The sequence below is a fragment of the Aeromonas sp. Lyrl_2 genome (genome assembly GCF_051948815.1).
GTDB lineage: Bacteria > Pseudomonadota > Gammaproteobacteria > Enterobacterales > Aeromonadaceae > Aeromonas > Aeromonas veronii.
This window is the reverse complement of the sequence record NZ_JAYJLJ010000021.1, coordinates 20,533-33,901: the sequence shown is the minus strand read 5'-3', so window position 1 is coordinate 33,901 and position 13,369 is coordinate 20,533. Positions and strand designations below refer to the sequence as shown.

The 13,369-nt window shown below is 59.8% G+C and carries 16 protein-coding genes; 3 read left to right on the top strand and 13 right to left on the bottom strand.

Features of this window, described 5'->3' with window-relative positions; genetic code table 11:
• Positions 1–146: 146 nt before the first annotated feature.
• The 9 genes from VF684_RS17040 to VF684_RS17000 all read right to left on the bottom strand — a co-directional run bounded on the left by VF684_RS17040 (position 147) and on the right by VF684_RS17000 (position 8,174).
• Positions 147–1,784, bottom strand: coding sequence for a methyl-accepting chemotaxis protein (locus tag VF684_RS17040; RefSeq protein ID WP_440174341.1), 1,638 nt, complete (start codon positions 1,782–1,784; stop codon positions 147–149).
• A gap of 276 nt (positions 1,785–2,060) precedes the next feature.
• The gene (locus tag VF684_RS17035) at positions 2,061–2,921 is read right to left on the bottom strand and encodes a TIGR03899 family protein (protein ID WP_005354697.1); all 861 of its coding nucleotides are present in this window, start codon (positions 2,919–2,921) and stop codon (positions 2,061–2,063) included.
• Between the two features lie 104 nt (positions 2,922–3,025).
• On the bottom strand, positions 3,026–3,499 hold the full coding sequence (locus VF684_RS17030; RefSeq protein WP_026034852.1) for a DUF3299 domain-containing protein: 474 nt from the start codon (positions 3,497–3,499) through the stop codon (positions 3,026–3,028).
• Positions 3,500–3,530: 31 nt separating this feature from the next.
• Entirely contained in the window at positions 3,531–4,778 is a 1,248-nt protein-coding gene (locus VF684_RS17025; RefSeq protein ID WP_042052401.1) for an ABC transporter permease, read from the bottom strand.
• 76 nt (positions 4,779–4,854) lie between these two features.
• On the bottom strand, positions 4,855–5,544 hold the full coding sequence (locus VF684_RS17020; protein ID WP_005335686.1) for an ABC transporter ATP-binding protein: 690 nt from the start codon (positions 5,542–5,544) through the stop codon (positions 4,855–4,857).
• A gap of 4 nt (positions 5,545–5,548) precedes the next feature.
• Positions 5,549–6,145: a DUF2796 domain-containing protein gene (locus VF684_RS17015; protein WP_421244570.1), complete on the bottom strand. Its 597-nt coding sequence runs from the start codon at positions 6,143–6,145 to the stop codon at positions 5,549–5,551.
• A gap of 13 nt (positions 6,146–6,158) precedes the next feature.
• The gene (locus tag VF684_RS17010) at positions 6,159–6,476 is read right to left on the bottom strand and encodes a hypothetical protein (protein ID WP_440174340.1); all 318 of its coding nucleotides are present in this window, start codon (positions 6,474–6,476) and stop codon (positions 6,159–6,161) included.
• Between the two features lie 44 nt (positions 6,477–6,520).
• Complete coding sequence (locus VF684_RS17005; RefSeq protein WP_005343253.1) at positions 6,521–7,063, bottom strand: YtfJ family protein; 543 nt, start codon at positions 7,061–7,063, stop codon at positions 6,521–6,523.
• Between the two features lie 220 nt (positions 7,064–7,283).
• Positions 7,284–8,174 (bottom strand): hypothetical protein, encoded by an 891-nt coding sequence (locus VF684_RS17000; RefSeq protein WP_440174339.1) that lies wholly within the window; start codon positions 8,172–8,174, stop codon positions 7,284–7,286.
• A gap of 139 nt (positions 8,175–8,313) precedes the next feature.
• On the opposite strand from VF684_RS17000, the gene VF684_RS16995 reads away from it, so the two are divergent.
• Entirely contained in the window at positions 8,314–8,661 is a 348-nt protein-coding gene (locus VF684_RS16995; protein ID WP_005335669.1) for a hypothetical protein, read from the top strand.
• 28 nt (positions 8,662–8,689) lie between these two features.
• Here the strand turns inward: VF684_RS16995 and ppa are convergent, their stop codons facing one another.
• The 3 genes from ppa to VF684_RS16980 form a co-directional block, all read right to left on the bottom strand.
• Positions 8,690–9,220, bottom strand: coding sequence for an inorganic diphosphatase (ppa, locus tag VF684_RS16990; RefSeq protein ID WP_005335667.1), 531 nt, complete (start codon positions 9,218–9,220; stop codon positions 8,690–8,692).
• 216 nt (positions 9,221–9,436) lie between these two features.
• Positions 9,437–11,017 carry a DUF3369 domain-containing protein gene (locus tag VF684_RS16985; protein WP_005335665.1) on the bottom strand — a complete coding sequence of 527 codons (1,581 nt, stop codon included), beginning with the start codon at positions 11,015–11,017 and terminating at the stop codon, positions 9,437–9,439.
• A 109-nt stretch (positions 11,018–11,126) separates the two neighbouring features.
• The gene (locus tag VF684_RS16980; protein WP_005354677.1) at positions 11,127–12,008 is read right to left on the bottom strand and encodes a LysR family transcriptional regulator; all 882 of its coding nucleotides are present in this window, start codon (positions 12,006–12,008) and stop codon (positions 11,127–11,129) included.
• A 158-nt stretch (positions 12,009–12,166) separates the two neighbouring features.
• Between VF684_RS16980 and VF684_RS16975 the strand changes: the two genes are divergently transcribed.
• Both VF684_RS16975 and VF684_RS16970 read left to right on the top strand, forming a co-directional pair.
• The gene (locus VF684_RS16975) at positions 12,167–12,553 is read left to right on the top strand and encodes a DMT family transporter (RefSeq protein WP_005335660.1); all 387 of its coding nucleotides are present in this window, start codon (positions 12,167–12,169) and stop codon (positions 12,551–12,553) included.
• Positions 12,550–12,870, top strand: a complete 321-nt coding sequence (locus VF684_RS16970; protein ID WP_005335659.1) for an SMR family transporter — start codon at positions 12,550–12,552, stop codon at positions 12,868–12,870. Before VF684_RS16975 ends, VF684_RS16970 begins: the two co-directional genes overlap by 4 nt.
• A gap of 77 nt (positions 12,871–12,947) precedes the next feature.
• On the opposite strand, the gene gloA2 is transcribed toward VF684_RS16970, so the two are convergent.
• Positions 12,948–13,349, bottom strand: coding sequence for an SMU1112c/YaeR family gloxylase I-like metalloprotein (gloA2, locus tag VF684_RS16965; protein WP_139440714.1), 402 nt, complete (start codon positions 13,347–13,349; stop codon positions 12,948–12,950).
• Positions 13,350–13,369: the final 20 nt, after the last annotated feature.

The window sequence follows — 13,369 nt, the reverse complement described above, 5'->3', positions numbered from 1 at the left end:
ATATAACCGCTCAACAGTGTTGGCCATCAGAGCTGGGGAAAATCGAACGGTGAAACGGCAGTGTCGCCTTTTGTTGGCGGGCATTAAAAAACCCTATGGACCCAAAGGCCCATAGGGTTTGTCTGCGGTGATTGTTTGGGTAGTGGTTATCTGGCTTGGCGAACCGGAACGGCGCGGGTGGCGGCCACTTCGTAGCGGCTTTGGGTTGCCGGAGCCCCTTTCTGGAACTGGCGTACCAGCCGGTCGAGATCGCTTAACTGGTTTACCAGCTGGGTGATGCCGTGCACGGCGTGCTGGCTGCCGACGCTGGAGTCATCGGCCAGGGTCTTGATGCTGAGCACGTTGCGGTTGATCTCGGCGGTGACGTGGAACTGCTCCTGCACCGCCTGGGCAATCTGGCCGCTGCCGGAGGCCACCTGCTGCAGCATATTGTTGATCTGCTGCAGGATGGTGCCGGTCGCCGAGGCTTTTTGCTGGCAGCTCTCGGATAGTTGGCAGCCCTTCTCCATCGCCTGTTCTGCATCCCCGGCGCTGGTTTGCAGCTCGGTGATCATCTTCTGGATTTCGCTGGTCGAGGATTGAGTCTTGATGGCGAGGGTGCGGATCTCGTCGGCTACTACCGAGAAGCCGCGACCCGCTTCGCCAGCCCGGGCCGCTTCGATGGCGGCATTGAGTGCCAGCAGGTTGGTCTGGTTGGCGATGTTGTTGATCACATCGAGGATGCCGTCGATATCGCGGCAGTGGCCGACCAGCGCACTGATCACGCTCTTGGAGGTGGTCAGCTCGCTGTTCATGCCCGCCACGGCGGCCACGGTTTCGGCCACGCTGTGGTTGCCGCTCTTGAACAGGTCGGCGGTCTCGTCCAGCAGGCTGGAGGATTCGCTGGAGCTCTGTGAAACCTCGCGAATGGACTCCGACATCTCGGTCACGGCGGTCGCTACCTGATTGGTTTCGGCCTGCTGCTGTTGCAGGTTGTCGGTGATGGATTCGGCATTGCGCAGATCCCCCTCGGCGGCCTGCAGGATCTTGCTGCAAGTCTGCTGGGTGCGGGCCAGCACGGCGTTGAACTCGGCCTGATTCATCACCATCGAGAGTTCGATGGCGGCGATGTTGTCCACCTTGTTGGTGTAGAGCAACTGCATCAGCGGGTTGTCAAAGCGGCTGCGGGCCATCTTGTTGAGCTTGCCGAGGCGACGGGAGAGGGCATTCAGGGTGATGGCCGCTATCGCCAGCGGCAGGGCGACCAGCGCCAGTTGCCAGTTCATGTCGTGGTTGTAGCCCAGTGCAAACATGGCGAGCAGGCTCAGCAGCAGGCAGAGGTTGATGGTCAGGGTATGGGAGAAGGTGGGCAACTTGAGCGCCAGCGGCAGCTTGTTGTTGCGAAGGTCGGCATAGACCTTCTCGGCCCGCTGTTTGATCTCCTCGCTCGGGGCGGTGCGCACCGACTGATACTCCACCACCCGGCCGCTGGCATCCTTGATGGGGGTGACAAAGGCGCTGACCCAGTAGTGATCGCCACTCTTGCAGCGATTTTTCACCGGCCCCATCCAGCTCTTGCCTTCGCGGATATGGTTCCACAGATCGGCAAAGGCCTGTTTCGGCATGTCAGGATGACGTACCAGATTGTGGTGTTCCCCCACTAGCTCGTCGAGCTGGAAGCCTGCTATCTCGCAGAACTCATCGTTGGCGTAGGTGATGCGGCTCTCCAGATCCGTGGTGGAGATGAGGCTCTGGTGGTCTGGATAGAGACGTTCTCTTTGGGTAACCGGTTGATTGATTCTCATGGCCTTACTCCCGAGCTGTGATGGTTAGATTTTGATCTACATCAAGACATCTGCAAGGGGTGGGCCAGCTGGCAAAAGCTAATGATTGATATGTTATTAGTGCCGTTTTGGCAGGAAAAGATCGTTGCTGTTTGCAATATGCAACGGAGCAGACGGGGTGTGTCTCTGCGGCATCTGCAATTTGCAACCTATTCTGGTCAAGCCCATAAGCTGGGAGTCAGAAGCTGGATGCGAAGGATCCATGAACCGACGGGGCATCCGCTGCCCCGCCAGAGATCAGGGGAGAGGGTCGGGAGCGGGTGAGGAGGGGGGGCTGACGAGCTGCATCACTTCAATCTGGATACCCTGCACCAGCACGGTTTTCAGATCCTGCAGGTACTCCTCCAGCGGCGACTCTTGCAGCAGCTGGGCGAGCTCGTTGCCCACCGGGGTGAGGCGGTAGTAGAGCAGGGTGATGTTGTTCTGCTTGCACTGCAGCCGCCAGCGCTGGTTGCCAAACTCCAGTTCGACCCCATCGGCGGGCAGCGGGCCGGACTCCAGCTCCGCGCGATGCAGCAGCCCGAGCTCAAACAGTTGCAGCAGGGCGTTGTAGGGCAGTCGGTATTTGCCAAGGCCAAGGCGCGTTGCCTTGGCGCGACTCAGCAGGGTGGCCCCCTTGTGCAGCCCCAGCAGCAGTCGCTGCTCGTCGCTGCCGGTGTAGTGGCAAGTCAGTGAACAGATGCGCTGGAATAGCTGGGCCTCGCGCTGGGTCATCTCTTTGAGGGTGGCGAGCGCCCGAATGGAGAAGCGGCCCGGCGTGGCGACTTCCAGCGCGAAGATCCGCCCCCACAGCTGCTGCATCGGCACCATGCTGATATCTTCCGCCAGTTGCAGGAAGCGGGTCAGCCAGTCGCTGTCCATCTCGCCGCCAGCCGCGGTCTCTTCGCAGTGGCGGGAGGCCATCACCATGATGGCTTCCAGATTGCGCTGACGGGCGGCCTGATCCGCCAGATGGCGAAAGGTGGCGCGCTGTTCGAAGGTGCTGTCGGTATTGCGGGTGAGCATGCCGTCGATGCCGCGACTGCGTGCCAGACGCAGGGTCTGCTCCTGGCTGCTCAGGATCGAACTCTCTTTTTTCGGGGGGGGGAGGTCTGCCATGCTGACTCCATTCGCACAGGTTCTGGAGCTGAATGTTACTCCAACCGGGATGCCAAGATAACAAAGCGGCCTCCGTGGAGGCCGCTTTTTTTGCAACGGGAGGATTACTCCTCGTAGACGCTCACCTCGACCGCTTCCATCGAATAGGAGGCGGTGGCCATCTCGTGGCTGGAGCTGACTGTGCGCATCTTGCCCTTCACCCAGATGGCATCCCACAGATCATCCACCGGCGCACCCTTGGGGTAGCTCACATAGATCACCTGATTGGTGGGGGGCGGCGGCACATGGATGCAGGCGCCGAAGTAGGGCACCAGCAGGAAGGCGGTGATCTTCTTGGCATCCCCTTCCAGCGGCACCACGAAGCCCGGAATGCGCACATCCTGGTTGTCCAGCTTCTTGTTTACCCCGCCCACCGGTTGCGGCACCGACATGGGATCTTCGTGATTGACCTGGGGCGGTGGCAGCAGTTTCTCCCCTTCCGGGATAAGCACATCCCAGTCGATGGTCTTGTAATCGGCGGCCAGGGCGGGCAGCACCAGCAGGCTGGCGAGCAGCGCCACAATTTTCCACTTCATCATCTGTCCTTCTGTTTCTATTTAGGGCGTCTCGCTAGACGCGAATGCTCATGCCATCGCTCAGGCTGTAGCGGTAAGCGCGGGCAGCAGGGAGCAGGCCGATCACCATGCCTGCCAGCCACACTACCCCCAGTAGCTGCCACTCGTAGGCGCTCGGCAGCCCCAGACTCAGTTGCAGGCCATAGTGGCTGAGCAGCCAGGGCGAGGCAAGCCCCTGCCCCAGATAGAGCACGGCGACCCCGAGAGCGATGCCGACCGTGGTCAGCGCCATGGCCTCCAGCGCCAGCAGCAGGAACAGGTGGGCAGGGCCCGCACCGAGGGATCGCAAAATAGCGAGCTCCCGGCGCCGCTCGTTAAGCCCCGCCAGCAGGGTAGTCAGCATGCCGATAAGGCCAGCGACTACCACAAAACCAGCGATGACCGACAGCGCGGTTTCCGCCACGCTCATCAGGCTCCACAGCTCCTGCAGGGCGGCGCCCGGCAGGATCGCCATCAGCGGCTCCTTGGGATAGGTGTTGACGCTGCGCTGCAGCTGGAACGCCAGGATCCGGTTGCTCAAGCCCACCATAAAGGCGGTGATGGTTTTCGGGGTGAGATCCTGCGCCAGCGCCTGCTCCGGCGTCACGTTCTTGCTGTGGCGGCCGGTATCCCAGCCCAGATGGATCGCCTCGATCCCCGCCAGCGGCACATGGATGGTGCGATCAATGGGCGTACCGGTCGGCGCCAGAATACCCACCACCTTGAATGGCAGATTGTCGTGCTGGCTGAACGAGGTGTTGCCAGCGCCGTGGGCGATGACGATGGATTGGTCGAGGTGATAGCCGAGCTTCTCGGCCACCTGGGCGCCGAGTACCGCTTCAAACGGCGTGTCGAATGGCCGCCCTTCCCGCAATTGCAGCGACTGCTGCTGACCGTACTTCAGGTGGGTGAAGTAGTCACCATTGGTGCCGAGCACCCGAAATCCCTTGTGGGAGTCACCAAGGGAAAGCGGGATGGTCCAGGCAACGCCGGGTTTCTGCTTGATGGCTTGATAGGAATCCCACCCCACGTTGTTGGTGGGGTTGCCGATGCGAAACACCGAGTAGAGCAGCAGGTTAACCTGACCGGAGCGGGCGCCAACGATGAGATCGGTCCCCGAGACGGTGTTGGAGAAGCTTTCACGGGCCTGGGTGCGCACTCGTTCCACCCCGAGCAGCAGGGTGACGCTGATGGCGACGGCCAGCAGGGTGAGCCCGGCGGTGAGGCGGCGGGCCCAGAGACTTTGCAGGGCGAGCTTTAGCACGTGACCCTCCTGTTTTGTTGTCGTACCGCGTGGGTACGCATGGCATTCATCAGGGAGACGCAGCGTTGAACGGTGCTCAGCATGATGCCCTCCGGTTGAGCTGTTGCAGGTTTTCGACCCGCGGGAACAGGGGTTCGAGATAAGGATCGTGGCTGACGAAGATCAGGGTCGAGCCCTGCTTGTCGCACTCCTCGAACAACAGCTTGATAAAGGCGGCCCGGTTGTCGGTGTCGAGGGCCGAGGTGGGCTCGTCGGCGATCACCAGTGGCGGCGAGCCGATCAGCGCCCGTGCGGCAGCCACCCGCTGCTGCTGGCCAATGCTGAGGGCATGGACGGGGCGATGCAGTGCGTCATCCGGCAGTTGCAGCTCCGCCAGCAGACGGCGCGCCTCCTGCTCCGGACTCCCTTGCAGGCGGGCCCGTTTGGCGGGCGAAAAGGTGAGGGCAGCGGTCACGTTGTCCTGCACCGAGAGAAAGGGCAGCAGATTGAACTGCTGGAAGATATAACCCAGATTGGCCGCCCGGAAGTGGTCACGGGCACGGCCAGAGAGCCGGGCCAATGGTTGGCCCAGCACCTCCAGGGTGCCGTGGTTGGCGGTCTGGATCCCGGCCAGCAACCCGAGCAGGGTCGACTTGCCAGAGCCCGACGGGCCCTTGATAAAGACCCTCTCACCCTCGCGGATGGTGAGGGCGGGCAGATCGAGTACAGCATCGCCACCTGGCCAGGCAAAGGCCAGATCGCGGATCTCAACCACGGCTTTTTTCATGGCGTTACCAGCTCAGCTTGTTGGCGGACGGGGTCAGTTCTGCTGCGGTCTGGCCGGTGGGCAGGATCCCCTGCACGCTCAGCTTCTCAAGGCTTGGATAGACGCTAAACAGGGTCGCTTCAAGGCCGGTCAGTTTGGCCGGGGTGGCGCAGGTGTAGGTATACATGGCGCCCATATCGGCGTGACCCGCTTCGTCATGATCATGGTGGTCTTCATGTTTGTCGCTGGCAGCCTTGTCATGGTCATGGTCATGGTCATGGTCATGGTCGTGATCATGCTCTTCTTTGGCAGCTTGCAGCTCCTGCTGGGTCAGTTTGCAGCCAGCGGCCGGGTCGAAGCGAAACAGGGCGTCAGGTTGCTGGAGGCGGGCGACCGCCTTGGCATATTGCGCCTTCTCTTCATCGCTCTTGGCGGCGTGCTCGAAGCCCACCAGATCGGCTGCGGGTGCCTGCAGTTCGATCATCAACTGGTCGCCATCGACCACCAGATTGAGGTGGCCGTGGCCATGCTCGTGGGCGCCGTGGCTGTGGCTCTCGTGTTCGTCGTGATTTGCGTGTGCGCCAAAGGCCGCTGCGGCCAGCAACAGAGTAACTGCTTTCATCTTTAATCCTTTTTCAAAACAAATAGCGAAATAAAACAAAGGGATAGAGAAAAACAGAGGCGGGCGGCGCACGGATGGCATAGCTGTGAAGCGTGGCGGTATCCGCCGAGCGTTGCATGGTTGCAACAGCGGGCAGAACAGAGGTCGAACTGGGGAAACAATAGGGGGTGGCGGTGATGACCTGTTTGCCATCCAGATGGAGGGCGCAAACCAGGCAGTGATGGTCGTCGTGGCCGGGCAGGACGGATTCAAACTGGTGCCGGGCAAGGGCAGGCTGCAGCCATAACCAGCCCAGCAGCAAGATCCAGATTTTCAGCTTGATACGACCCATAGACCCTTATGGAAAGGGCGCCATCAGCGCCCTTTCTCTCTGACTTAGAGATGGGACTTGATGAGCCCCATCACGGTAGCAATGTTGTTGGCATCGAGCTGGCCATCTTTGGCAAACAGCACCTTGCCCTCTTTATCCAGCAGGATGATCGCCGAGCTTTCCGGCGTCAGATCCCAGGCGTTGCGCGCCATGCCCTTGGCATCCAGCACCATGGCGGACCAGGGGAACTCTTTCTTGCTGTCCTCGGCACTGCTCTTCACGAAGCCGGAGGTGCCCCAGATGGCGTCATTGCTGTTGATGACGGTAACGGTCTGGTACTTGTCTTGCGGCAGTTTGGCGGCCTTGATCGCCTCGATCATCGGGGCGTTCAGCTCCTTGGCACTGGAGCGACCGGCAATATGCTGGATCAGGAACACCTTGCCGGTGAGCGAGGTGCTCTGCCACGGCTGGTAGCCGATATCCTTGCCGTTCAGTACCAGCTCACCCTTGTCACTGACATTGACCAGCGGCACCGGGTTGCCATCCTTGAAGTTGTGAGCAAAGACCAGAGATGGCAGCAGCGCCAAAGTAAGTACGAGATGTTTCATCCTGATGACACTCCATTTGTTATGTTATAACGAGTTTCGGATTGAGGGAATGGGCGAGCTTCATCCTAAACTGATCGGATCTGTTTAAAAAGTGTTAAATAAGATCGCAATTCAGAAGCGTCGGCGCCCCGCCAGTCAGGTGGTTGGCTGGCAAGGGCGGCAAGGATGGCATGACATCGATAAAAATCAATGAATTGGCAGCTGGTCTGAGCTGTCTGCGTCAGTAGAGCGACTCGCTGATGAGGGGGATCTTGGCCATGGTCATCTTCTGGGCCAGCAGGGATGAGCCGGTCAGCAGCACATGGCGCTGATTGTTGATCACCACCACATCACCGGGTACGCCACTGTCTGCCGTAATGGCCAGCCAGGCAGGGGAGACGCTGCCGATGCTGATATCCGGATAGATGATGCTGAGCACATATTGCGGCGCCAGCTCTGCCAGCAGGCTGGCCATCAAGAGCGCCTTCTCGTCGCTGTCGGCCTTGTTATCTTGCAGCGCCTGCAGCGGCGGCGCGAAGTGATCCAGCTGCTCCGGCTGGGTGGGGATGGCGTTCAGCCACTCCTGCAGCAGGCTGACGCTGGTGGCGAGATCCTTGGCCGCAAATTGCTGCGCCAGTGGCTTGAGGTGCCCTTTGAAGTGGTAGAAGAGCTGGGAGTAATCGGGGCGCACGCAAGGCAGCTTGCGATTGGCCGGATGAACGCAGGGCACCACCCTCATCTGGTAGAAGGCATCCTCCTGATACTGCTGGTAGGCTTGCCAGAACAGCATCGACTCCATGCTGTCGTCCCGCAGGGTGAAGGCCTGCTCCAGATTGCGAAATTTGGTAGCGGTCTCGGGGCTGCTCTGATTTATCAGGTTGATGCTGTTGTAGAGCCGCGGGCTGATATAGGCGTAAAGGGTCTCCAGCGGATTGGTGAGAGAGGCCTTCAGCAGGCTCATCTCGTGGCGACTGGCGGCCATCACCTGATCGTCGGTGGTCAGCTGGAAGTGCTTGCGCTGGCCATCGGTGGATTGCCACTGCCAGCTCATGTTGATCTCGCTGGCGTTGCTTGTAGCACCAAGGGTGGTGCTGAGAGTGAGGCTGAGCAACAGCGCGGGGGTCAGCTTCATGGTGGTGCTTCCTGCCGTGGACGATAATTAACAACTAGGTGAGCCGGCACCACTTTGGTGATGTTTCGTTTTGTGATCTGGATAACAGATTGATGTGACTTTTAATTTAATTGTGAAATTAAGTCACTCTGGAGGGGTTATGAAGCCTTGGATCATAGTGCTGTTTGGGCTGCTCAGCCTGCCAGCCATGGCGGGTCAGGTGATCGTCAACAAGGGGATGTCCATTGCGGATACCTTTGCCCTGCGTGACCAGCTGGCGCGCGAACACGAATGGCAGGAGTGGCTGCGCTACCAGCAGGCCATCAAGTGGCTGGAGGTGTTACCGGTCAACTGCGAGCTGATGAGCCAGCCGGGCGGTGGCTATCGCTGTGGCGGTGATTACTATCGTCCCTACCAGAAAGATGGTCGTGAAATATACATTCAGGGCAATCCTGCCGAAGATGCGGCCGGTCAGCTGCCGCAAACACCGACAAAAAAGGCGCCATAAGGCGCCTTTTTTACAAGCGAAGTGACGCTTACTTGGCAGCGTAACGTTCGGCAGAGGTCTTGATCTCGGCTTCGGCAGCGGCCTTGTCGCCCCAGCCTTCCACCTTGACCCATTTGCCCGCTTCCAGCTCTTTGTAGCGCTCGAAGAAGTGCTGGATCTGAGCTTTCAGCAGTTCCGGCAGATCGTTCACATCCTGGATGTGGTCGTACTGCTTGGTCAGCTTGGAGTGCGGTACGGCAACGATCTTGGCATCTTCGCCAGATTCGTCGGTCATCTTCAGCACGCCAACCGGGCGGCAGCGAATGACGGAACCGGCCAGCAGCGGGTAGGGGGTCGGAACCAGTACGTCGACGGGGTCACCATCCAGAGAGAGAGTCGCGTTCACGTAGCCGTAGTTGCACGGATAGAACATCGGGGTAGACATGAAGCGATCGACGAAAATAGCACCGCTGTCCTTGTCGACTTCGTATTTGATCGGGTCGGCATTCTGCGGGATTTCGATGATGACATAGATATCGTCGGGCAGGCTCTTGCCGGCCGGTACCAGGTTCAGGCTCATGATAATTCCTTCGTTGTTAGTATCAGGTTTGCAGGCCGATATTATAGCGATGTGATGTTAAATGACCATATTTCAGCGGCTATCGCTAACAAAGAAGGGGGATGTTTCCGCTTTGCGGCGCTTTGATGTGTGCGGGATGCAACAAAACGGCTGTTTTGATGCCCTGCCGCTGACCTTGGTCACCGGCAGGGCATGTGGAGTTGCGAGCAAAGAGGGTCAGAGCGAGTAGGGGAGTCTCGATTCGTTGACCAGTCGCGACAGGGCTGTCACTACATGAGGGTCAAACTGGGTGCCGGAGCGGGACTGGATATACTCCATGGTCTGCGTCAGCGTCCAGGGCTCCTTGTAGGGGCGCTTGCTGAGCAGGGCATCGAATACATCGACTACCGCCACAATCCGCGCCGACAGCGGGATCTGCTGGCCAGCCAGCTGCTGCGGGTAGCCCTTGCCATCGAAGTGCTCGTGGTGGCCCCGGGCGATCTCTGCCCCCAGCGAGAGGTAGCTGGTTCCCTCCACCATTTCGCCCGCCTTGTGCAGGATATTGGCGCCGATGCCGGCGTGCTGCTCCATGATGGCCCGCTCTTCCGGGTCGAAACGGCCGGGCTTGTGCAGGATATGGTCCGGGGTGCCCACCTTGCCCACATCGTGCAGGATGGAGGCCATGCCGATCATCTCGACAAACTCCGGGGTCAGCTGCTCGGGATAGGCCGCCATCTGCTTCAATTCGGCCACGATGGCATCCGAGAGCTTCTGCACCCGCAAGACATGCTCGCCGGTATCGGAGTCGCGAAACTCCGCCAGCGCCGCTAGCGCCACCACGGTGGCCTCCTGGGCGCGCAGCAACTGGTTGTAGAGATAGAGGTTGTCGTAGGCCGCCGAGATGCGCTGGCAGAAGACATCCAGCAGGTCGCACTCGAGGGGATCGAGGGGCTGGGTCGGGGTAAAACTCAGCACGAACTCGCGACCATTCTGGGCGGCGATATAGAGGGAGTCCTGCGGGTGTTCAAAACGGTTGCTGCGCGCCGCCAGTGCCTTCAGGACCGAGTCATTGAGGGTGGGGAAGTCGGTGATCTTGCCATCATCCAGCAGAGTCTCGTAGTCGCCGGTAGCGGCGAGGATCTCCAGCCCCTGTTCGCCGGGACGGCGCTCGGCGCAGATAGCCCCTTCGGTGCCCACATCGAGAATGGCGCTGATCTGTTTCAGCACGCCGGAGGCAAACTCCTTGAGTGAATGAAGATGGTAGAGATCGCCCGCCCCTTCCAGAATTTTTCCGAGCCCCTGGCGGCTCTTGTCGATGGCACTGAGGGTTTCGTATGAACGCAGGGATGCGATGACGGTGGTGTAGAGCTTTTGTACCGTCAGCTCGGTCTTGGTCTTGTAGTCATTGATGTCGTAATCGAGGATCACCCGCTGCTCGGGGGCTTGGCCGGGTTGGCCGGTACGCAGCACGATCCGCACCAGTGAGTTGTGCATTTCGTTGCGGATCCGGTGTACCAGCCGCAGACCTGCGTCTTCTGTCTCCATCACCACATCGAGCAGGATCAGCGCAATCCTGGGATTGGCCTCCAGCATGCGGCCAGCTTCGGCGCCGCTGTAGGCATTGAGCAGCTCCAGCGGACGGGATTTGTAGTGAATGTTGGAGAGGGCCAGGCGGGTGGCATGATGGATATCCGGCTCATCATCCACGATCAGCACTTGCCATGGGTTGAGTGCCTTGGGGACCACGACCTCCTCATCATCGAGTTCGATGATGTCGTCGTCCAGCAAGATATCGTCCTTGTCTTGGGCACTGCTCATATCGGTTACGCCTCCGGCGCTCAATGAGTATGTGAACAGTATGCACGATCACATCCGCTCGGATCATCAGGATAAGTAGATATCGTGAGCTGGCTCCGCCTCTTTATCGCTACTCGAAAGGTTCCAGATACCCCTGGATCGACTTCTTCAACCAGGCCAACACCTTGCCGTGATAGGCGTTTTCCGCCAGATAGACCCCGTAATCCCGCCACTGCAGGCTGAACTTGTGTTTCAGGGTCAGCAGGGAGCCTTGTCGCAGCTGACTCTGGATCAGCGGCGAGGGGAGTACTGCCCAGCCCAGCCCGTCCAGCACCGCATTGCGCATCAACTCGAAGCTGGAGAGGCCGATATGCTGGCCTCCCACAGGTAGCAGACTTTTTACCGAAAATTCATCTACATACGAGAGGGTGACCTGGGTGTGATCGGTCAGATCCTGCTGTTTGACCCGCTTCAGTCCGGCCAGCGGATGGCTGGGTGCCACCACCATCAGGGTGCGGATCGGGTTGAGCACGTCGATATTGAGGCCGCTGCGCTCCTGATCTTCGGTAATAAGGCCAAAGGCAGCATCGACGAATCCCTCTTCCACCAGCGCCGGCAGTTCAGGCGGAGAGGCGAGCACCAGCGAGATACTGGTGCCGGGAAACTGGTTGTGCAGGCTGGCCAGCATCTCGCGCCACACCGGCTCGGGAATGGCGTCATCACGGGCGACTCGCAGCGCCACTTCGGCCCCCGAGGCGTAATGTTTGCACTTCTGCTGCAGGCTGTTGGCTGCCTGCAGCAGGCGGGTGCAATCATCAAGCACCAGCTCGCCGATCTCGGTCAGACGACTCTGATTGGCACCTCGTTCAAAAAGTTCGACGCCAAGCTCAACTTCCAGCGCCGCGATGGCGGTGCTGACGGCGCTGCGGCTTTTGCCGAGGCGACGGGCGGTGTTGGCAATAGAACCGCTATTGGCGGACTCTACAAAGAGTTCTATTTGATATAGCTTCATGTTTTACAGGCTGTGGCGGAGTTTTTCACCATCACCTTAGCGTGCCAAACCAAGGCAAGGCAAACCTGCGGCGTCGGAATAATCGACGCTGAGCGATTGTCGCAAGTTGCTTCTCCCCGTTTACCATCTCTCCCGTCGAAGCAACAAAGGCATCTTATATGTTATTAAGTCGTATGTTTCTGGCCCGGCTGTTTTTGACCGGCGCCATCGTGACCGAGGTCGCCGGTACCTCCAGCATGGCCATGATCCCCGAGCAGGGGGCTGGCTGGATGAATTACATCCCGATGTGGCTGTTGATCGGTTTCTCGTACTGGTTGCTGGCGAAAGCCGCCAAAACAATCTCCATTGGTATTGCGTTTGCGCTCTGGGAGGGGCTCGGGATCACCTTGATCACCATAGTGTCGGTCATGTTCCTTGGTTACGATGTGACCGTTCAGGAGCTGATTGGCCTGGCTCTCGCGATAGTGGGGATTGTTATGGTGACCATGGGGGAGACCCATGATGAGCCCGCAGACAAGTCAGTAGAAGCGGAGGCCACAGCATGAGTCCGTTTGTGATTGTACTGGGTGCAGCACTGATCGATATCGGCGCCAATATGGCTATCAACCGCTCCAAGGGTTTTCGTTACAAGGGGTGGGGATTCCTGGGGATCATGCTGGTACTCGGCGCCTTTACCCTGCTCTCGGAAGCGGTAAGTGGCGGCCAGATTGACCTGGCTGTTGCCTACGCCACCTGGGGGGCTATCGGCATCGTCGGTACGGCGCTGGGCGGTTTGCTCTTCTTCGGTGAGCGGCTCAAGCCCATCGGCTGGGCTGGCATGATGGTGATGGCGCTGGCTGTCGTTATGCTGACTACCGCCTGATAACCTGAAGCAATAAGAAAAGCCGCCCGGTTTCGCCGGGCGGCTGTTGTTTGGCTGATTGTTTGGTCGATGCAGGCTCAGCGCGGCGCTTCGTAGAGCTCCAGCGGCAGGCCGTCGGGGTCGGCGAAGAAGGTAAAGCGCTTGCCGGTCAGCTCGTCCACCCGCACCGGCTCTACCTCGACCCGATGGGCCAGCAGGTGGGCGATGACCCGGTCAAGGTCGCTGACCCGAAAGGCGAGATGGCGCAGGCCGCACGCCTCGGGGCGAGAGGGACGCTCGGGAGGCGAGGGGAAGCTGAACAGCTCCAGCTGGCTGCCGTCCGGCAGGGCCAGATCCAGTTTCCACGACTGGCGCTCTTCGCGCAGGGTCTCGGCGATGATGGGCAGCCCCAGCACCTCGTGGTAGAAGTGGCGCGAGCGTGGGTAATCGCTGGCGATGATGGCCACATGGTGGATGGAGTCAAACAGCGGAAAGGTCATGGTGTTTCCTTGTCAGCAGC